The organism is Diaphorobacter sp. LR2014-1 (genome assembly GCF_002916785.1).
Classification (GTDB): domain Bacteria; phylum Pseudomonadota; class Gammaproteobacteria; order Burkholderiales; family Burkholderiaceae_C; genus Diaphorobacter; species Diaphorobacter nitroreducens.
The window spans coordinates 14,840-32,679 of record NZ_MTBE01000036.1; the positions used below are offsets into that span (position 1 = coordinate 14,840).

Genomic DNA, 17,840 nt, shown 5'->3' on the forward strand with positions numbered 1-17,840 from the left:
GGTCGGGCTTGTCAAGCCTTGGTTGCCACAATGTTTCAACCTCATAGGGCGTCCATAAACATGGCTTTCAGAACCGCCTGGTCGAGGTCCACATAACGCTGCGAGCAGTCAATGCTGGCATGGCCCAAGAGCTGTGCAACCGTCTCCATGTCGCCTGTCGTGGCCAACACCTTGCCCGCGAAGGTGCGACGCCCAGAGTGGCTGGAGCCGCCCTTGATGCCCGCCCGCTGGTACAGCTTGGTCACATGGGCCTGAAGGCTGTCGCAGGCCTTGTAGTCGCGCCGCTCGCCAGTCTCCAGCACGCGCCGCTTGGTGTTCTGGGACATGCCATCTCCCCGGCCGCTGTAGATCAGCGGCTGGTGAGGCAGCAGGCCCCGGTATGGCCCAGGGCCGAACAGGGTGCCGATCCCCCGCTCGATGCGGTACATCAGGTAGGCCTCCAAGGCTTGGATGGCGGGCTTGGAAGCCAGGTAAGCGCAGCGCTGGCGACACCCCTTGGTGATCGCTTCGCGCATGCTGATCTCGCTGCGGAGCTTGCCCGAGGCGTGCATCACATCGGCCACGGTCAGGCGCGAAATCTCTGTGATGCGCATGCCGCAGTGGTGACCCAACATGAGCACAAGAACGTCGCGTTCAGGGTAGCGTGACGTGCCCTGGGTGATCTTGATGAGGCGGTTAAATTGCCCTTGGTGAAGGGTCTTGGCGCGTGTAATTTCCTGCATGCAGCTCTCTGTAATTCGATGGGTTTGACGAAATGCAGAGAGGGAGCCGAGCGCGCTCTTTTTCGATCATATCCCGCACAATTCCTCAACTTCAAGGAAAGTAGGAATCCGGCCTGCCATGAAAAAAGCCCAGGCACCGAAGTGCGCTGGGCTTGTTGAGTTGTGGCAATTACAGGCCTAGGCTCGGAGAGTCGTCAACAGCGTTGGCAACTTCCTCACCATCAATGCTATAGAGCACAGGGCCAGTATCCGGGGCTGTGGACGCCTCGAACAGCACGGGATCGCCATTGGGCCATGCACCAGCGTTGCAGTCAGCAGCATCCAGGATCGAATGCAGCATCTGCATTGCTTGCTCAGGCGATGAGGCCTTTACGCGAATAGCCGCTTTCAGCATCACATCAAAGCCATATTCATGCATCTGGGGCGCAACGGCTTCCTGCACGTTACCTTGCGGTTCCCGTTCAGGCATCTGCCCCCACTCTTGGCCTTTTTGATCCAAGGCGTATGCCTCGGCCAAAGAACCATCGACTTCATTGAAGCGGACTGTGAAGTTCAAAGTCCAGCGGGGAGCCGGGCCATCATCTTCGCGTTCCGTTTCAACGTAGACTTTTCGGCTCCGCTCGTGACCTGGAACGAGGTATTCCCAACTTCCAGTGTCAGTCACGGTGACGCCTTCTCCAAAGTCGTAGTCAGCAAAAGCTTTGTCGGCCAGTGCAGCTTGATCTTGGGAATTCGGCATTTTCCCATCACCTCCGACCTTGCTAGTAGTGCAAGTCCCGACCGCCAGTACGCCAGCCTGAGCTGCATACACAGCTGCGTTTCTTACACGCCCCTCTTGGCCACAGCGAGCCGTGGCGTGCGCCATGGCAGCCGCGAGATAAAGGTCGATCTGCGCCTGAGTTGCAAACACAGAGAGACCAGAGACATCAGCATCATTTTCGATACCCTCATCGCCGTCCATATGTGTTATTTCCAGAGTGAAAAACTCTCTGTTGTAGGCATGGGCATCCTCTGTCAGCGACACCATGAGATTCCCTTGCCGGGTCCTGTAATTCGACAGTTTCCGATTGAGTTCATACGCTTTACGCGCTGCCTCAGATCGTGTGAGTACAGATGCCCACCCAGAATCTGGCCTCTGCCAACCTTCGCTTGACCAGTACAACTGAGTTTTTGTGTCGAGCACTGAGTAATGGTCATTACCTTCGTCCATCGCGCTCAGACGATAGCGCTCTTGAGGATTTTCCATTTCCCCAGATTTCTCCGACAGCTTGCCCATGAGGCGCGCTTCGTCTTCGACTTTCTGAGAGGCGAGCATGAACTCTGTCTCATTCGCCTCAATGCCCGCGAACTTTGCCATCTGTTCAACGGCGTCACGAATGGCATCGATCTCGATCTTGAAGCCATGACGGTCTGCCTGCTCAATGACCATGCTTGCCAGGGCGTCGATGGTCTCTTGCCGCTGTGTGTAATTCGACATTTTCCGTTTCCTTTTCAAAGAAGACGGACACCGGCCCGAGGGCAGCAAGTGCCCGTCAGGGTGGTTTAAATAAAGTTTGGCACGAGGCCAAGATCGCCCAGAAAGGGTGATGTGAATAGTCTAGCGTGGAAGCACTCAGCAGGCACAGCCCTTTTTCATCGCGGCCTCTATCTGGCTAGGCGTGTTTGCCTGACCCTCCATGTCCGCCACCGCTGCTTTCCAAGCATCATTCGCAGTTGGGTATTCCTTGCTGTAATCACCATCAACGCAGAAGGCAAAGCCTTGGGTTGCATCGTTCGGTTGATGAACGGTGTACCCGGCGTTGCGAGCTGCTTCTTGTGCGCTGTCGGTGGATTTGAGACGTGGCATTTTCTGACTCCGAAAGTAAGAGACAGACACCAGTACCCATAAGGCACTGGTGCCCGTCAGGGTTGATATATCAATGCATTGCGGTGCGAAAGCACCACCAGAATTCCTCAGCCAAGGACCGTGGGTTTTGTCATCAGAGCTTGTTCAGTCTTGATTTCAAAAAGCATGTACTCGCCAAAAATCTGGGTGATTGCGTTCAGCGCAGGGCCAAACGCAAAGTGCACTCCAGCGGTATCGCCAGTGGCAATGCCAAGGGCATTTTGGATGCGAAAACATCCAGCGTTAATGGCGTCCTGAACAGCATCTTCAAGTAACTTGTTGATGCTCTGCAAGCCATCAACTTGTGCGGGGCTGAGCCCGTACACCTCTTGCGGATCGACTGTGAATCGGCCACACGCACTGAGTGTCGGATCCGTTATTTGCATGTCGTCTATGACCAAAGCGAACTTCGGCGCATCGCCATAGTCTGGCATGGCCAGGACGACAGGGTGAGGCGCGAAAAAGTCAACGACAGACTGATTGGTTGTTGGCATTGCCATCTCCTTAAGGAAGAGACAAGCACCGGCCCAGCGGGCAACAGGTGCCCGCATGGGTTGATGTAATTGGGACTGCCTCCAAGGGCGACAGATGCTTTCCGGAATCAGCTACTGCGGCCAGATGTCCGCAAACTGAGTCACGCAGATGGCTCGGCCGCTGTATGTGGCCGTTTCCGCATAGACATAGAGGCGATGGGTGTTGAGCCCTGCCTTCTTGGCCTCTGAAATTGCCGCTCTGTAGTGGTCGCGACCGAAGTTTCCGTTGACCACGTAGATCCCGACATTGTTTTTCATGTGCTTTGCTGCCAGTAGCTGGTAGCCCTCTAATACCTGCAGACAGTCCATTTCATAGACAGTTTCGAGAACCCTTGCCTTGAGACTCGGAGGAGGGACTCCAGGGAGTTCTTGAAGGAGAACAGCACTCACTTGGTCCCTCGACGCAGTGGTCTGTTCGATGAATTTCGACATTTTCCGTTTCCTCCAAGAAAGAGACGGACACCGGCCCGTGATGGGCAGCGGGTGCCCGTCAGGGGTGGTTCAAAATAGGCCCTGGCAACCCGCGTCAGGGCTGCCAGGGCGTGTTTAGTAAAGCGACATCAGGGTGTTGGCCCTGATGACTCTACTGTTTGAGCTGCTGCATCAGCACGCTCAATGTGAAGTCCATGCGCCGTTCTGAACGCCATCATCGATGGCGCTGTATTGGGCATGTCCGTCTCCACAGCTTCACAGGTGCCGCGCTCCCAATACTCGGGATCGCTCGTGAACTCGCCACCGTCCACCTGGCGGTATCGGGCGTTCACCAGATCATCAAGCTCTGCCTGCGTGATGTTCGCAGGCACCTCAACGACCTCCATGTATTCGACCCGCGTGAGGGCCGACAAACGCACTTCCACCAGTTTTGTGGCTGGAGCTTGCTCAATGTAATTCGACACCTCCCGATCAGATGCATGAGCGGTCAGGTGATCCCTGGCCTCCAGGATGAGCGATGCGATGTCGTCACCGACAATTGCATAGCCCTCAGAGTCTTGGGGATCATTCACCATGAACGCGCCAGGGAACTCGGGCTTCACATCAGGCTTGCGCGCACCAGCAAAATAGCCAGCGTTCGCAAGCGCCTCGTGGGCCTCGATTTCCGCGTCCACCACCTCGACACCATCGGCATCAACAATGTAGACAGACTCACCGCCTTCGTTGAACAACGTCAACCGGATGGCCTTGGCTTCATTGAAGTTGTTGGTCTTGTTGGCGCAGTCGTCATTCGCCCAGATGTAGAAAGGTGCGGTAGCGACTTGGCCAAGGGTGTTTTTGAGTTCTACCGCTTTGTCTTGCGACGCCACGGGCTGCTCAATGTAATTCGACATTTTCCCATCGATTGGTGAGGGGGCATGTTCTGAGACCCGTCGCATCACTTCCGCACGCATGACCTCAAGCTGGTTCTTCATCTCATCAATGTCTTCCGAGATGATTCTCGGCTTATGACCATCATGGAGATGATCTTTCCAGTGACGGGCCATGGCACGCAAAGCGGCACCAGCCCCAACACCGAAAATCCCGTTTCCGTCAAAGTCTCGGCAGACTTCCTCTACTATCTTGAGAGTCGTTTCTGCGACACTGTGATCAATGTAATTCGACATTTTCCGTTCTCCTAAATGAAAGAGACGGACACCGGCCCAACGGGCATCAAGTGCCCATCAGGGTTGAGTTAAACGACCCTGGATGTCAGGGCCTTAGTTCAAAGCTGTAAAGCATCGTGGGTGGAGCTGTCAACGTCAGCCATTCCCCAGAGTGCCTGTTTTCCCCGTGACGGGGTGCTCGATGTGATTGTTCAGACCGATCTCCAGAAAGGAGATGGACACCGGCCACAAATGGGCAGATGGCGCCCATCAGGGTGGTTAAAGAAGGTTGGCACGAGGCCAAGAATTGCCGAAGCAACCTTGGCGATTCTATAGCCTGGCTGCGATATGGCCAACAAGATCCGCAATAGAAAAAGCCCCGTGAACACGCGTTGTTCCGGGGCTTTTTTGATGATGGCTTCACATGCCAGGACGGGAAGGGTTTTACGCCTTCACAGGCCCGACACAGCCTCTGCTTCGTGCGGTTGAGCCCGAGCAGATATCGCATGATTGAGTCTGGCTACGACCTCTTCTGCCATGGTCTCGACTGTTGGCACATTGCTGAGGAACTGGCGCCCCTCGATGAGGGAGCGGTTCATTCCCCAATATGGCCTGCCTTGGTCAACCCACAAGTGAGCCCCATAGCCAGGGTTGTAGGCGCGCGAACTCTTTGCCTTGCCATTTTCATCACGAAAATGCAGCTCAGGGTGGAAGTAGCGAGCCTCGATGTGCAGCTGATTCGAATCCTTGTCATCCGCCACGGCCAGGTGGCCGAAGACACTCAGACCAGCATTCGCCGATTTGATCTCGCACCCGAGATACCAAGTCAACTGATGGTTGATCCCCAAAGCCGGAGACTGGGCGAAAACATGCCCCGCAGGGAGTGTCACGCCGTTGATCACCATCTGCGCAAATCGAGTGAAGTCGCTTCGGATTTTGGCCCTTGCTTGTTCAATCGAAAGCGGCGCTTCCTTCGTGCCATAGGCTTGTACCAATTCGCTCATAGTTCGTTTCCCTATTGTGAGAAACGGACACCGCCCGAGGGCACAAGTGCCCGTTCGGGTTGGTTAGAAACCACCGCCTAATTCCGGTTGGAGTTAAGCAGTGGAATTGGGGCTCACGCGGACAGTTCTTGCAAACTGAGTTGCGCTGCCTTGGTGCGTTCAGGGTCGCCGCTTGCGCGGGCGATTTCCAAACGCAGCTGATAGACCGCCTTCTGGAGCGGCTCAGAATCGAGTGCTCCAGATGCGTCCAAGAGCGAGTTGACGGATTCGAAGGCTGCATCGACTTTCGTCAGTGCATCAGTCGCAGCCGCTTGGCGCTCCTTTTGGGTCGCAAATGACTCCACAACCCACTCGCCGTCTTCTTGGCCTGGCTGGTAGTGCTGAGTGCGAGTGAATTCGGCATCGCCGACTTCATCGACAAGAGCCGAGTGGATCTCCTCCGCATATTCGCTTGTTTTCACGGCCTCATAAAGGTCCGTGGCGTCCACCGCCTGTGCTATTGCGTCCACTTGCGAAGAGGCATTGGCCACTTCCACAGGGACGCGTGTCAGCACGTACAGATGGACACGGAAAGACTTGTTACCGGAGTCACGTTGCGAAGGCTTCGTGTCGTCTTGGCTGTCTTCAGTTGCCGCAGTCGCCGATTGTCTTACCCAGAAAGGAAGGATGCGAACCCTGTCAAGCTCCCACTCGTCAGGATTTTTGTGGGCCTCGTTGACCTCGATGACACTTTCGGCGAGGTCTTTCAACCTGCTGCCGAGAACATCTTCGAACTTGAGTCCTGTCCACTCCTGCGCCGCCACCAGCTTGGATTGCTCCAGGTCGATGACGAGACGGCAGTGGGTTTCGAGCGGCCCTACGCCGAACAAGTGCATCCAATGGCCCACGGCGTATTTCGGTTGGCCAGATGTAGCGTTTTGTTTTGTCATATCCATCTCCATGAATTGAAGATGGGCACCAGTCCCGGATGGGGCATGAGGTGCCCATCGGGGTTGATAAAAAGAAAGGTTGGCACAAGGCCAAGATCGCCAAAGGCAATGCCGTCCATTCTACGTGCTCGGGGGGCTTGTGTGAAGCGGCCTCTATTGGCACCGTGCAGTGCGCCAGGCCAAAAAAAACCCACGGCCGAGACCTTTCGGTCGGCGCGTGGGCTTTGTTTTATTGGCTGACGCTTGGATCGAACCGCCTGGGCCGGGATATACCCTGCTCAAGCGAGTTCGGCCATTACCTCATCCACAAGCGTTTGCAATCTCTCGTGCCAGCGTGGACTTTCCTGAGCCAGGGAGCCCGCGCACGATCACGAGTTGCGCGTCGTGGATGTCGGCCATAAGCAATTTCCCATGGGGCTATTGCTTGGCGCAGCCGGGGCTGCTATCGCCGTCATCACGTACCTTCTCGCAATCGCCAATCGCGAGATAGTCGATGGTTGCGTGTTGCGCGAGTGCGCTCAGAAATGCGGCGTCAAGCTGCTCTTTGGAAGCATCTGTCGCAGCCTCGAAGCTCACATCGATTCGCTTTCCATCGAGCTGGATGTAGCCTGCATAGCAAGTCACTTTGCACGTTTGGCGTGCAGGTTGGTTTTCGTCCATAGATATCCTGTGGTTACAGGGCTCGCGCAACCCTGCATGGGCTTTGCTGGCCCATTGTGGGTTGAGAAAAGACGTGGCCATCTGAAGGCGTGACATGCAGAGCGCGAAGGAGCAGAGCCCCAACGCGTGTCGCACCTCACGCCCAAGATGGGCTTTGCATGGCCTCTCTTCCTGCGGCTACTCCTGGGTTCCCCAGATGTTGCCCTTGGAATCGATGGCGTAGGCCTCGGGAGCGTCGCCCGTGCCGAAGCGGATGGTGAAGTTCAGTTTTTGACTGGCCTCGCTATCCTCGGTCTCAACGTAGACCTTGCGGGTCCACACATCACCGGGGGTGGTGTACTCCCAGCCGTCTTGGTCTGCGACTTGGACGCCATCACCAAAACAGTAGTTTTGGTAGATGGAGTCAGCCTCGCAGTGCCGAGCCGAATTGTTGAGTGTTGCTGTCATGGCCTGCAAGCCGGCGATCTGCGCCTTGAAGGCGGGATCGTCGCATGCGCACAAAGCATGGCTTTGCGTGGGGCTCTGGATTGCATTCATTCCTATCTCCTAAGTTGTGAGATAGGCACCTGCCACATGGGCGATTGTGCCCATCGGGGGTTGAGTAAAAGGTTGGCACGAGGGCCAAATGTCTGCCAAAGGCGTGACATATTTACTCTAGCACAAAAGGTATCGGTAGCTGCGGCTATAACGCATCGCCTTGCATGTCTGCAAAAAGAAATGCCACCCAAGAACATGTCTTAGGTGGCATTTTTTTGAAGAAATGGCCAGGCGCATCCGAAGATGGGCGCCGGCCGGTTGAGTAGCGCGCCCCTAAAAAAGGGACGGCTCTGTCTCAGCGCTTTGCGGCGCTGGAGCGAGTGCAGCGGGTGCCGTGAACTGATCGAAAGTGTCACGACGGAGCTGCTTTTCAGCGGCGCGGTCGATTGCGTTCTTGATCACAAGCGCGCTCACTTCGGCACCCAGCAGGACTTTGCCCCGCTTGAAGTGCAGTGTGATCACGTTGTCCTTCACCTCGCTCACGACAGCGCCAGTGCTGCGCTTGAAGTCGTTGAACATGATGGTGCCCAGCTTCTGGCCCACATGGGGCTTCAGTTGGGCATGCGCCTTGTCCTCGCGTGCGAAACGGCTCATTGCATCCAGGTACTTTCGTGCGTAGTAGCACTCCATCCCGAATACGCCGCCCTCAACCCTCGCGGGTTGAAAGTTTGCCGCATCTTGCTCGGACGTGAGCCCCATGGCTTTAGCGCAGAAGCTGCGCACGTCAGTGGTGTAGAACAAGCCCGAATCCATTGCGGCTTGCACCACAGCAATCACCAGTTTCTGGTTTTTGCTGGGGATGAAGCCGCGAGCCTCGCACCCGGCCCAGGCCTGGTAAACGGTCTTGGCCTCTGGCAACTCATACGAGGCACCAGAATGGCTGGACACGACTGCAGGCTGTTCAATGGAGATCGACATACATTTCCTTCGAAAAAGAAACGGACGCCGGCCCATCAGGGCTCAGCGCCCGTCAGGGGGGGTGAAAAATTGCCCAGGCTCACCCGAAGGTGCGCCATGAGCAATGGGCCAGAGAGCCAGCCTCAAAGAGGCATAGGCAATTACTCGGTGGGACTCGAAAGATCGTCAGGCGACGAAATCTCCAAGTCACTTCCATGGAAGTTAACCATGTGAAGCGACGCAGTATCGCCTTCGGCAATGACATCCAGAATGAGGCCTTCCGTGGTGTAGTTCACAACGGTAAAGCCCCAGTCCGAACGCCCAACAAGCACACGGTCATCATCCTGGGCAGGACGAATTTCGATGTCGATCTTGTCAGACAGCTTGATGCTTATCGGTTCGTCACACGTCATCCGCAACAAAGCGATGTCAGCTTCAATGCGCGCAACGACGGCCTTCAGGTCAGCGGGGGCAACCGTGGTTGCTGCAGTGCTTTGATTTGTCATATCCATCTCCAAGAAAAGAAGATGGACACCAGGCCCGCCAGGGCAGAAAGGTGCCCATCGGGGTTGGTAAAAGAAGAGTTGGCACAAGGCCAAGATTGCCGTAGCAATATGGCCGATTGTAGGGGCGCGGACTCCTGTGGGGAAGTGGGCCCGTGCTCTATTCCCATGGCGCCAATGAAAAAACCCACGACAGACCGAGGTCTGCGCGTGGGCTCTGTTGAAGGGCACTCTGCCCAGAGGTTAAGAAATGACTCCAGGCTCGCAATATGCAAGACGACCACCGGCAACTGTGTAGTTGTAGTGGCCATCCGTCACTGCTTCTGATCGCGTGCGCTTCATGAACGACTGCAGCTTGTCGCATTCGCGCTTGGAGAGGTCGCCGCCAGGCACATGGCCTCGCTGGAATTTCACCCAATCCTCGCAGTTGGCAGAAGGCATTCGTTGCATGGGCACGGATGTCATCTTGTAGGCTTGGACAGCCGTCGTGACAACGATCTCAGTTTGTTTGTGCATTCCGTTTCCTTGATAAAAGAGACGGGCACCACCTCCCAAAAGGCAGTGGATGCCCGTCAGGGTGGTTTAGGTCTTGGTCAAGCCAAGTGCCGGTACACGGTGTTGGCGAACCCAACTACCATTCGAAAGACGCAAGTCCTTCGATTTTGGGCGCATCGCAGTCCAGCTTCAGATGTTCTGCGCCATTCCTTTTGGCCAACTCAATGAGGGCCGCAAGTTCCGGGTGCTGACTGCGCACTGCTTCGACTTCCGACGTGTGGATGATCCAGCCGTATTCGTGGTAATGCACGTAGCTGATCGCGTCGAATAGCTCAGGCTTCTTATCGCTGGTCGCATCACCCAATGCATCTGCAGTGTGCTTGGGGATGTGGGCAGTGCTGATGTCGAGCATTTTCGTCATGGCACGTTCAACGCCTTGGATGCTCGATCCCGTTTTTTCTGTCATTCCGTTCTCCTGGAGAAGAGACGGACGCCGAACCCGTGATGGGCAGCGATGCCCGTCAGGGTTGGTGATAAAGGACTGGCATGAAGCCAGAAATCGCCGAAGCAATTGGGTCGGATTCTACAGACGTGATCACCGAGTATCAATGGCTGCAAACAGTCCATGGCTCGCCCAAAAAAGGAAACCCCCAGCCATCATTGATGGGCTGGGGGTGTCTTTTTAAGGGGCTTGCGATTTAGTCTTGCTGAGCGGTCAACTCAGACAGGCTTTCCTCTGCTGCCTTTGCGCGGTCCTGGTCGCCCAGGCCTTGTGCGATGGCCAGGCGCAGCCGATAGGCCGCAGCCTGGATGGCTGTGCTTTCCAGTGCACCAGTGGCATCCAGAATGCTGTTGAGGTGCTCGAAAGCGGCATCCGCATTCATCCACTCCTGGGTGCGGCCGGCGCCATCGTCGGGCTTCACCTTGCTCGCATTCACCGCCTCGCGCAGCTTGTTCATGCCCCATGTGGGAGGCATGTTGTCTGCGATGAGTTCGGGATGCGATTCTCGGATCGCCTCCAACACTTGCATGGCCACATCGAGCGGCACTAAGTTTTCCATATTTCCAGGCTCCATTGAGATGGGCACTGCCCCGTGGGGCGGGCCCCTTGGGGTTGAAATGATGCCCGCCCTCCATGCAATACATGGGGTGGCGGGCAGGGTTGCAGGCTAGTTCGCCAGCTCTTGCAGCACATCAGCTACTTCCTCGGACAGATCCGGCCTTTGGGCCGAGATCCATCGTGAAAGTGATGCGCGCGAAACACCGTCGATGTTGTCAGGGCGAACGCTTTCGATGACTCGAAACACATCCACCTTGCGCAACGTTGCGATGCTGTCAGCGGCGATCTTGATGTACAGCTCATGAGTGCGCCCATCGGGACCGCCCTCGCTTGTCACGGCTTCTTCGTCAGAGCGGCGGATGCCACGCTGCAATTCAGCAACAACAAACTTGGGATTGCGCCTCTCGAACCACGCCCAGATTTCTTCGCGGGGAGTGCCCTTGGAGAAATGCAGGAATGGCTCATCGATAGCGCCCTCCTCATCGATGGCCACGTCGCTCAGCTGGTCCCACTTTGCGTACAGGTCGCTCAGTGAGTTGCCAATGAGGGCGTGACCAATTGCGCCGGTTAGGAGCGTCTTGCCTTCCGGGTTGCGCGCCTCAATGGGGGCGCCGAGTGCGAGAGCCATATCAGAAACGCTCGCGAAGTAGGCGAGCCACTGTTCATGGGTCTGGTCGTGGCCGACGCGGTGGGTGAAGTTCTCACCGCTCAGGTTGCCAAACATGATTCCAATCGTGCCGGCATCGCCACGGGCCAGTTCGATGCCGTTCACGAGCACCGTGTAGCGTACGTCGCGGTCCTTGACGGTTTCGGAACGTTGCCGCGATCTGAGGAGGCTTTGCACCTCATCCAAAGCAGCTTGCTTTGCAGCCAGATCCAAGTTCTCGGCCTTGCTGTACAGCCCTTCTTCGATTCCGGACTCAATGTCTTCGATGTGGGATGCGGCGCAGCGCACAAGCGTTGCAAGCGCGCCCATCTTGATTGCGACTGTTTCAGCGTGGTGCTGCTTGGTGTCGCTGACTGCTTCAATGAAATTCGACATACCGTTTCCTTGTTGAAAGAAACGGGCACCAGCCCGAGGGCGAGGTGCCCGTCAGGGTTGATGAAAGATCAGTACGAAAGCACGGGAAGCCGCCTGCTCCGTTCAAACACCCATTGGAAATAGGCGTCATAGGGAACATTGCTTCGAAGGCCTTCGCCGGTTGCGAGCTGAACTCCCGGTGGCACAGGAGCGCTATCACGAACCAAGAACAGCTCACCAGTCTTGCCAGGCTGTGACGGCCTGAAATAAAGGTACAGCGGTTCCAGGGTGCCATTGGAGGCCATTTGCCGAGCAAGGTTTACACCCTGCTTGGCACATCCGGCTACCAAGTCGCGAAATTCGTTGTTTTCCATTTTCCGTTCTCCTATCGAAGAGACGGACACCGACCCCAGAGGGCAACAAGTGCCCGTCAGGGTGGTTAAAAAGCCCCCCCATTCAAAGATGGGTGGCCGCGCACGTCAGTGCTTCAGAATATCCAAGGCATCCTTGCAGAAGCCTGAACGAACCATTGCTGCCACGCCGGCCTCCTGTGCGGCCTTTCGGCTTTCGGGCGTGCTGTTCGTGTTGTGATCGACTACCGAGTTAACACCTGCGTTGTATGCGCGAAGTGCTTCAAGGTAAACAATCACGTCCACAACTCTGGCGTTCGGATGCCGAGCCAAGAGCGCGTCTGCCTCGGGCCCAGTCAACAGAGTTGGCAACCGGGAAAGCAGCGCAGCACTCCATGCACCTCCTACAGACCAGACAAGGCCAGCTTCGCCATCATTGATGGCGAGGGCATAGCGGTTGAGGGCGTTTTGAGCGTAACCACGCGAGGTGGGTTGCTCATTGGAATCCATCATTGTCCTTTTCCTCTTTTGAAAGAGAAGGACACCAGCCCCTTCGGGCAGAGTGCCCATCAGGGTGGTTAAAGAAAGGCTGGAACAAGTCCAGGAATTGCCGGGGCAATGGCTCTGATTCTATGGATTTAACCCCGGTCCTACAACCAATAAAAAAACCACCTGGCCCCATCGGAGCCAAGTGGTTTCTGTTGAACTGTCGAAGGTGACAGAATGGGCTGCTTTCTCTGCTACGCAGTAGCCATCCGAGCCTTGAACCCGAGCCCTGAGAGGTTGAAGTACCGCTTGTCGGCCGTGATAACGCAGATGCTGTCGGGCGACTGGATGTGCGCAACCTTGCACTGCCCAAGGCGTGCGGTTTCCACGATGTCGCCCTTTTGGAGACGCCCCTCATCTTGCAGCTTGACGAGGCGGATGTATCCAGGCTGTACCGCTTCTTGCGGCGCTTTGTTCTCGTTCATGAATTTCTCCAGTGTGAGAGACAGGCGCCGGCCCAAATGGGCAACAGGTGCCCGTCAGGGTTGAAAAAAAACCCACGCCCGACAGATGTCAGAGCGCTGGCGTGATGATGTTCGGCATGTCAGTGTGACCACGCAGTCGCGGATCTTGTCTGGCGAGCCTTTCCTGATTCAGCGGTAGCCAAGGGCTTCGCGTCGGTCCTTCGCGGTCAGAACCATATTGCATTCCCGGAGTTGCTCGTAAGCCTCTCGCGGTACTGCAGCGGTCCATTGCAAGCCGTATTGACGGACAAGCCCTTTGAACTTGTCCATCGCCTGCTCACGCGTCAAAGTCACTTGTTGGCTCATTTCATTTCCTTGTGGGAGGAGATGGGCGCCTGCCCTCACGGGTTGCGCCCCCAGGGTTGATGAAGGTCTCGCGGTCAGTGCCGGCCGGCTCCGAAGCAGTCACGGCAGATTTCAGCCCCATCAGGGCATCCCACCATGTCTGCATCGGTCGCACCGCATTCAACACACGTGCTTTCACTTGCGGGTGTTGGCGGCAGACCAAAACGGCGGCGGAAATCGGAGGTGTCACCCTTCGAGATCCGGTCCAGCAGATATTGGATATCCGCTTTCATCTTCGGCACGCTTTCATTGGAGATGCCACCAGTCCCTGGCTCGAACACCTCGCCGGTTTCTTCCAGGCGCACGCGCCAGTGAGGCCGGGGCTGAGTGGCCCGTACAGCTGCGAACTTGATGCCGCCAATATCGAAAGGCATGGCGGCTTGGGTCTTCGTCTGAGAGGTTGCGTTTTCCATTGTCCGATTCCTTGAAAAAAGAACGGACGCCGCCCTGAACGGGCGATGCGCCCGTCAGGGTGGTTGAGGATTCATCAGGGCATCAGGGGATGCTTGATGAGGTTTACATGCTGGGCACGTGCTCGCGCAGGCTCTTGTCCTTACCGGCCAGACCGAAAACATCGGCTTGCTCCGGGTTGAGAACAGTTTCGAGCGTGACAACGCCTTCCCCAGGCAGTTCAAAGTCGGTCCCCGAAGGGATCGCCGCGTAGAACTCCGCATCACCATCTTCGCCGGCTTCGTTGAGGTGCAAAGCAGCCATGCCGAATGCAGCTAAGCCATGTTCGGCCTGGACTTCGATCTCAAAGAATTGGCGATTCGAGTGTGCGCCCAGGACACGAAATTTCAGACGCGGGGATGCGCCGTGAACATTCGCCGAGGCGGTAGCTTGTTGAGTCATTTCCATCTCCAGAATAGAGATGGACACCGAGCCCCAAGGGGCAGCTGGTGCCCATCAGGGTTGATAAAGAAAGGTTGGCACGAGGCCAAGAATTGCCGAGGCAATTCGTTCATTGTACGGCTGGCGCACGACATGCGCCATCAGCGCGGATCTTGCTACTGGCTACTCCATAGGTATATTCGATGCGGGGCTGTGCCCCAGTGGCCGGATTGCTGCTGGGCGCGAGCGTAAAGACTCACGACCTTGAACAGGCCAGGCTTTGATCACCACCAACGAACTCCGCAGGCGTCTTGCTGCATTTGCCGTTCTCTGGCGCGACGCTTCGAGCGAAAGAGCTGACGAGAAGGTCTTCACGGCTCAGTTTCTGGCCTGCTTTGATGTTCAGGCGCACCACTACACGCGTGAGTTTGAGGTGACGCGGCAAGATGGCTCAACCGGCTACATGGATGCCTTCATCCCGGCCAAGGTCATCATTGAAGCGAAGAGCCTCGGACAAGACCTCGCCAAGGCCCGCCAGCAGGCCGAGGAGTACCGCTGGGGCTGTCCAGCACACCAGCAGCCCCGTTTCGTCTTGCTGCATGACTTTGCACGTTTTGCCCTCTTCGATCTGGTGCAGGATAAGCAGTACGAATGCACGCTGCAGGAGCTGCCCCGCAAGGCCGATTGGTTCCGCTTTCTAGTGGACGATGCGGCGCCTGTCATCGCGGAGGAAACCGAGGCTGATCGCCGTGCCGCCGAGCAGATGGCGGTGCTGCACGATGCGCTGCTGCGCAGCAATTTCACCGGCCGCGACCTTGAGGTGTTCCTGACGCGCCTGTTGTTTTGCCTTTTCGCCGACGACACTGCCATCTTCGGGGACAACGGACAATTCCGGCGCCTGGTGGAAGCCACGCGGGCCGATGGCAAGGATCTGGGATCGCAGCTGTCGGAGCTGTTCGAGGTACTCAATACGCCGGTTGCGCAGCGCAGCACTTTGCTTGATGAGAACCTAGCGGCATTCGCGTACATCAACGGCCGGCTCTTTGCAGATCGAACACGCATCCCGGCGTTCGATAGCCCTTTGCGTTCAATGCTGCTGGGATGCGTCTCGCTCGATTGGTCGCAGATCTCGCCGGCCATCTTCGGGTCGATGTTCCAAGGTGTGCTGGAGCAGCACCAGCCAGACCAAAGCCGCACCGCCAGCCGTCGCGAACTGGGAGCGCACTACACCTCAGAGCGCAATATTCTGCGGGCCATCAATCCGCTTTTCATGGACAAGCTGCGCGCGGAGTTACAGGCTGCGGGCACCAGCCGGGTGAAGCTGCAGGCCCTCTACGACAAGTTGCCTACGTTGCGCATCTTCGACCCGGCGTGTGGCTGCGGGAATTTCCTCGTCATCTCGTACCGGGAGCTGCGCCGGCTGGAGATGGAGCTGATCGCGCGCTTGTTTTCCAAGGGCGGCCAGACCATGGGGCTGCTGGACATCAGCACCTTGAGCCGCGTGAGCGTTGAGCAGATGTATGGCATTGAGCTGGATGAGAGTGCTGCTCACATCGCCCAGGTGGCCATGTGGATCACGGACCACCAGATGAACCTTGAAGCGGCCAGCCGCTTCGGCAGCACCCGTCCCAGCGTGCCACTGGTGCAGAGCCCCCATATCCGCCAGGGCAACGCATTGCGTCTAGATTGGGCCGAGGTGCTCGCGCCCCAGGCCTGTAGCTTCATAGTGGGCAATCCACCGTTCATCGGGCGTCAACACCAAAGCGCCGAACAAAAACAAGACCTCGATATCGTGTATGGCGGGGCCAGGTCAGTTGGGGTGCTTGATTACGTTGCGGCCTGGTATGTCAAGGCAGCACACTACATGCAGGCCAATACGCAGGTGCAAACGGCCTTTGTTTCCACCAACAGTCTGTTTCAGGGCGAGCAGGTAGCAGCACTTTGGAAAGAGCTACTGCCCATGGGGGTACAGATCCATTTTGCACACCGCACCTTCAAATGGGGAAACGAGGGGCGAGGCGTTGCGGCCGTGCACTGTGTCATCGTCGGGTTCAGCCTTGTCTCACCAACCATGGCAGTGCGTGTTTTCGACTACACAGCGGACATCGCCGGCGAAGGCCAAGAAAGCAAAGTCACTCACCTCAATCCCTATCTTGTGGAGGGGCCGGATGTGTACATCGAATCGCGTCGCCAACCCCTTCAGCAAGGAATTCCCGAGGTGCGATTCGGGAGCATGGCGAACGATGGTGGGCATCTTCTTCTCTCGGCTGAGGAAGCGTCCGATATCCGATCTTCGGACCCCGTTGCTGCCCGCTACATCCGCCCATTCTTGGGCGCAGATGAATTCATCAACAACACGCAGCGCTATTGCCTGTGGCTGGCAGATGCAACTTCAGCCGACAAGGCCCATTCGCCCGTGTTGAAAGCCCGCCTCGCCGCTGTTCGTCTTCATCGCAGCAGCAGCTCAAGGTCGTCAACACAGAATCTTGCGAACACACCGCACTTGTTTGGCGAAGTGCGTCAACCAAACACCCGCTACCTACTGATACCTCGACACAGCTCCGAGAATCGTCAGTTCATCCCCATTGGGTATTTCGACCCGAATGTGATCTGCGGAGATGCTAACTCGATGCTCCCAGATGCCACGCTGTACCACTTCGGCATGCTGAGCAGCACCATGCACAACGCCTGGATACGCGCTGTGGCTGGTCGCCTGGAAAGTCGTTACCGCTATTCCAACACCATCGTCTACAACAACTACCCATGGCCCGAAGGGCTCAGCGAGCAGCGGCGTTTGGCGGTAGAAAAGGCGGCTCAGTCGGTTCTGGATGCGCGAGACCTTGAGTTCTCCAGGTGCGCAGCTGCCGGCCAGCATGCAAGCCTGGCACTGCTGTACAACCCGGACACCATGCCTGCTGAGTTGGTGAAGGCCCATGCGGATCTGGATCGCGCAATCGACGCAGCATATGGCTATCGTGGGGCCAAGGATGACGCGTCCCGCGTGGCCTTCCTCTTCAGTCGATACCAGCGGTTGGTCTCGCCCGTGGCCACCTCCTCTGCAGCCCCTGTACCCAGGAAACGACGCGCCCCGGCACCCTGATGCACTGAGCCCCGGCCGCACTCGGGGTCTCCTCGTTTTCAGTGCAATAAGTGACGGTACGCAAAGCTAGCACTGGCGCGGGGGTGGTCTGGGTAGACCGTTGATTTCATTGACTTTCCTGTTCGCTTTGTAAACGGGTATGGTGGCCTCCCACTTTTGAGGTTCACGATGCAGGGTTGGCACACAACGTTTTTGGGGATGCGTGGGCTCCCCCGCGATATCAGCGACTTCGAGATGAAGGCATTTTTCACCTTCGATGGTGCCGAGCGCGACGCAATCAATGCACGCCGAGGTGATTCCCACAAGCTTGGTCTGGCGCTCCATATTGGTTTCCTGCGCATGAGTGGGCGTTTGCTCGGTGCCTTTCGGGTAATTCCAGTA

Annotated in this window: 25 protein-coding genes; 3 read left to right on the top strand and 22 right to left on the bottom strand. The window is 56.9% G+C overall.

What is annotated here, in order from left to right:
* Positions 1-41 precede the first annotated feature (41 nt).
* The 14 genes from BV908_RS18565 to BV908_RS18620 form a co-directional block, all read right to left on the bottom strand.
* Entirely contained in the window at positions 42-722 is a 681-nt protein-coding gene (locus BV908_RS18565; RefSeq protein WP_103738884.1) for a site-specific integrase, read from the bottom strand.
* 169 nt (positions 723-891) lie between these two features.
* Complete coding sequence (locus BV908_RS18570; RefSeq protein WP_103738885.1) at positions 892-2,199, bottom strand: hypothetical protein; 1,308 nt, start codon at positions 2,197-2,199, stop codon at positions 892-894.
* Between the two features lie 135 nt (positions 2,200-2,334).
* The gene (locus tag BV908_RS22280) at positions 2,335-2,568 is read right to left on the bottom strand and encodes a hypothetical protein (RefSeq protein WP_146052279.1); all 234 of its coding nucleotides are present in this window, start codon (positions 2,566-2,568) and stop codon (positions 2,335-2,337) included.
* Between the two features lie 107 nt (positions 2,569-2,675).
* Positions 2,676-3,101 (bottom strand): hypothetical protein, encoded by a 426-nt coding sequence (locus tag BV908_RS18575; protein ID WP_146052280.1) that lies wholly within the window; start codon positions 3,099-3,101, stop codon positions 2,676-2,678.
* Between the two features lie 111 nt (positions 3,102-3,212).
* Complete coding sequence (locus BV908_RS18580) at positions 3,213-3,572, bottom strand: hypothetical protein (RefSeq protein ID WP_103738887.1); 360 nt, start codon at positions 3,570-3,572, stop codon at positions 3,213-3,215.
* 128 nt (positions 3,573-3,700) lie between these two features.
* Entirely contained in the window at positions 3,701-4,738 is a 1,038-nt protein-coding gene (locus BV908_RS22640) for a hypothetical protein (RefSeq protein WP_210434040.1), read from the bottom strand.
* A 431-nt stretch (positions 4,739-5,169) separates the two neighbouring features.
* The gene (locus tag BV908_RS18590) at positions 5,170-5,721 is read right to left on the bottom strand and encodes a hypothetical protein (RefSeq protein ID WP_146052281.1); all 552 of its coding nucleotides are present in this window, start codon (positions 5,719-5,721) and stop codon (positions 5,170-5,172) included.
* A gap of 113 nt (positions 5,722-5,834) precedes the next feature.
* Complete coding sequence (locus tag BV908_RS18595; RefSeq protein WP_172751402.1) at positions 5,835-6,650, bottom strand: hypothetical protein; 816 nt, start codon at positions 6,648-6,650, stop codon at positions 5,835-5,837.
* A 417-nt stretch (positions 6,651-7,067) separates the two neighbouring features.
* Positions 7,068-7,310 carry a hypothetical protein gene (locus BV908_RS18600; protein WP_103738890.1) on the bottom strand — a complete coding sequence of 81 codons (243 nt, stop codon included), beginning with the start codon at positions 7,308-7,310 and terminating at the stop codon, positions 7,068-7,070.
* 177 nt (positions 7,311-7,487) lie between these two features.
* Positions 7,488-7,847, bottom strand: a complete 360-nt coding sequence (locus BV908_RS18605; RefSeq protein ID WP_103738891.1) for a hypothetical protein — start codon at positions 7,845-7,847, stop codon at positions 7,488-7,490.
* A 273-nt stretch (positions 7,848-8,120) separates the two neighbouring features.
* A complete protein-coding gene (locus BV908_RS18610) occupies positions 8,121-8,765 on the bottom strand; it encodes a hypothetical protein (RefSeq protein ID WP_103738892.1) in 645 nt (214 codons plus the stop codon).
* 140 nt (positions 8,766-8,905) lie between these two features.
* Positions 8,906-9,250: a hypothetical protein gene (locus tag BV908_RS18615; protein WP_146052282.1), complete on the bottom strand. Its 345-nt coding sequence runs from the start codon at positions 9,248-9,250 to the stop codon at positions 8,906-8,908.
* A 240-nt stretch (positions 9,251-9,490) separates the two neighbouring features.
* The gene (locus BV908_RS22285; RefSeq protein WP_146052283.1) at positions 9,491-9,763 is read right to left on the bottom strand and encodes a hypothetical protein; all 273 of its coding nucleotides are present in this window, start codon (positions 9,761-9,763) and stop codon (positions 9,491-9,493) included.
* A 115-nt stretch (positions 9,764-9,878) separates the two neighbouring features.
* Entirely contained in the window at positions 9,879-10,208 is a 330-nt protein-coding gene (locus tag BV908_RS18620; protein WP_146052284.1) for a hypothetical protein, read from the bottom strand.
* A gap of 80 nt (positions 10,209-10,288) precedes the next feature.
* On the opposite strand from BV908_RS18620, the gene BV908_RS22515 reads away from it, so the two are divergent.
* Positions 10,289-10,444 (top strand): hypothetical protein, encoded by a 156-nt coding sequence (locus BV908_RS22515; protein WP_172751403.1) that lies wholly within the window; start codon positions 10,289-10,291, stop codon positions 10,442-10,444.
* Here BV908_RS22515 and BV908_RS18625 read toward each other — a convergent pair.
* From BV908_RS18625 to BV908_RS18645, 8 genes are all read right to left on the bottom strand, one after another.
* Entirely contained in the window at positions 10,441-10,791 is a 351-nt protein-coding gene (locus tag BV908_RS18625) for a hypothetical protein (RefSeq protein ID WP_146052285.1), read from the bottom strand. The genes BV908_RS22515 and BV908_RS18625 overlap by 4 nt on opposite strands.
* 120 nt (positions 10,792-10,911) lie before the next feature.
* The gene (locus tag BV908_RS18630) at positions 10,912-11,844 is read right to left on the bottom strand and encodes a hypothetical protein (protein WP_103738896.1); all 933 of its coding nucleotides are present in this window, start codon (positions 11,842-11,844) and stop codon (positions 10,912-10,914) included.
* 68 nt (positions 11,845-11,912) lie between these two features.
* Entirely contained in the window at positions 11,913-12,197 is a 285-nt protein-coding gene (locus BV908_RS22290) for a hypothetical protein (RefSeq protein ID WP_146052286.1), read from the bottom strand.
* A gap of 105 nt (positions 12,198-12,302) precedes the next feature.
* Positions 12,303-12,743: a hypothetical protein gene (locus BV908_RS22295; RefSeq protein ID WP_172751404.1), complete on the bottom strand. Its 441-nt coding sequence runs from the start codon at positions 12,741-12,743 to the stop codon at positions 12,303-12,305.
* A gap of 170 nt (positions 12,744-12,913) precedes the next feature.
* The gene (locus BV908_RS18635; protein ID WP_146052288.1) at positions 12,914-13,144 is read right to left on the bottom strand and encodes a hypothetical protein; all 231 of its coding nucleotides are present in this window, start codon (positions 13,142-13,144) and stop codon (positions 12,914-12,916) included.
* Positions 13,145-13,312: 168 nt separating this feature from the next.
* A complete protein-coding gene (locus BV908_RS22520; RefSeq protein WP_172751405.1) occupies positions 13,313-13,489 on the bottom strand; it encodes a hypothetical protein in 177 nt (58 codons plus the stop codon).
* A gap of 74 nt (positions 13,490-13,563) precedes the next feature.
* Complete coding sequence (locus BV908_RS18640; protein WP_103738898.1) at positions 13,564-13,941, bottom strand: hypothetical protein; 378 nt, start codon at positions 13,939-13,941, stop codon at positions 13,564-13,566.
* 103 nt (positions 13,942-14,044) lie between these two features.
* Positions 14,045-14,380, bottom strand: coding sequence for a hypothetical protein (locus tag BV908_RS18645; RefSeq protein ID WP_146052289.1), 336 nt, complete (start codon positions 14,378-14,380; stop codon positions 14,045-14,047).
* A gap of 259 nt (positions 14,381-14,639) precedes the next feature.
* Here BV908_RS18645 and BV908_RS18650 point away from each other — a divergent pair, with 259 nt between their 5' ends.
* On the top strand, positions 14,640-17,459 hold the full coding sequence (locus tag BV908_RS18650) for a DNA methyltransferase (RefSeq protein WP_103738900.1): 2,820 nt from the start codon (positions 14,640-14,642) through the stop codon (positions 17,457-17,459).
* Between the two features lie 168 nt (positions 17,460-17,627).
* On the top strand, positions 17,628-17,840 hold a 213-nt coding region (locus BV908_RS18655), incomplete at its 3' end, for a DUF4158 domain-containing protein (protein ID WP_030093369.1).

Bases quoted from the DNA above. Each gene is read 5' to 3' on its own strand.
- BV908_RS18565 (WP_103738884.1), bottom strand. From the start codon at position 722: ATGCAGGAAATTACACGCGCCAAGACCCTTCACCAAGGGCAATTTAAC.
- BV908_RS18570 (WP_103738885.1), bottom strand. From the start codon at position 2,199: ATGTCGAATTACACACAGCGGCAAGAGACCATCGACGCCCTGGCAAGC.
- BV908_RS22280 (WP_146052279.1), bottom strand. From the start codon at position 2,568: ATGCCACGTCTCAAATCCACCGACAGCGCACAAGAAGCAGCTCGCAAC.
- BV908_RS18575 (WP_146052280.1), bottom strand. From the start codon at position 3,101: ATGCCAACAACCAATCAGTCTGTCGTTGACTTTTTCGCGCCTCACCCT.
- BV908_RS18580 (WP_103738887.1), bottom strand. From the start codon at position 3,572: ATGTCGAAATTCATCGAACAGACCACTGCGTCGAGGGACCAAGTGAGT.
- BV908_RS22640 (WP_210434040.1), bottom strand. From the start codon at position 4,738: ATGTCGAATTACATTGATCACAGTGTCGCAGAAACGACTCTCAAGATA.
- BV908_RS18590 (WP_146052281.1), bottom strand. From the start codon at position 5,721: ATGAGCGAATTGGTACAAGCCTATGGCACGAAGGAAGCGCCGCTTTCG.
- BV908_RS18595 (WP_172751402.1), bottom strand. From the start codon at position 6,650: ATGACAAAACAAAACGCTACATCTGGCCAACCGAAATACGCCGTGGGC.
- BV908_RS18600 (WP_103738890.1), bottom strand. From the start codon at position 7,310: ATGGACGAAAACCAACCTGCACGCCAAACGTGCAAAGTGACTTGCTAT.
- BV908_RS18605 (WP_103738891.1), bottom strand. From the start codon at position 7,847: ATGAATGCAATCCAGAGCCCCACGCAAAGCCATGCTTTGTGCGCATGC.
- BV908_RS18610 (WP_103738892.1), bottom strand. From the start codon at position 8,765: ATGTCGATCTCCATTGAACAGCCTGCAGTCGTGTCCAGCCATTCTGGT.
- BV908_RS18615 (WP_146052282.1), bottom strand. From the start codon at position 9,250: ATGACAAATCAAAGCACTGCAGCAACCACGGTTGCCCCCGCTGACCTG.
- BV908_RS22285 (WP_146052283.1), bottom strand. From the start codon at position 9,763: ATGCACAAACAAACTGAGATCGTTGTCACGACGGCTGTCCAAGCCTAC.
- BV908_RS18620 (WP_146052284.1), bottom strand. From the start codon at position 10,208: ATGACAGAAAAAACGGGATCGAGCATCCAAGGCGTTGAACGTGCCATG.
- BV908_RS22515 (WP_172751403.1), top strand. From the start codon at position 10,289: ATGAAGCCAGAAATCGCCGAAGCAATTGGGTCGGATTCTACAGACGTG.
- BV908_RS18630 (WP_103738896.1), bottom strand. From the start codon at position 11,844: ATGTCGAATTTCATTGAAGCAGTCAGCGACACCAAGCAGCACCACGCT.
- BV908_RS22290 (WP_146052286.1), bottom strand. From the start codon at position 12,197: ATGGAAAACAACGAATTTCGCGACTTGGTAGCCGGATGTGCCAAGCAG.
- BV908_RS22295 (WP_172751404.1), bottom strand. From the start codon at position 12,743: ATGGGCACTCTGCCCGAAGGGGCTGGTGTCCTTCTCTTTCAAAAGAGG.
- BV908_RS18635 (WP_146052288.1), bottom strand. From the start codon at position 13,144: ATGAACGAGAACAAAGCGCCGCAAGAAGCGGTACAGCCTGGATACATC.
- BV908_RS22520 (WP_172751405.1), bottom strand. From the start codon at position 13,489: ATGAGCCAACAAGTGACTTTGACGCGTGAGCAGGCGATGGACAAGTTC.
- BV908_RS18640 (WP_103738898.1), bottom strand. From the start codon at position 13,941: ATGGAAAACGCAACCTCTCAGACGAAGACCCAAGCCGCCATGCCTTTC.
- BV908_RS18645 (WP_146052289.1), bottom strand. From the start codon at position 14,380: ATGACTCAACAAGCTACCGCCTCGGCGAATGTTCACGGCGCATCCCCG.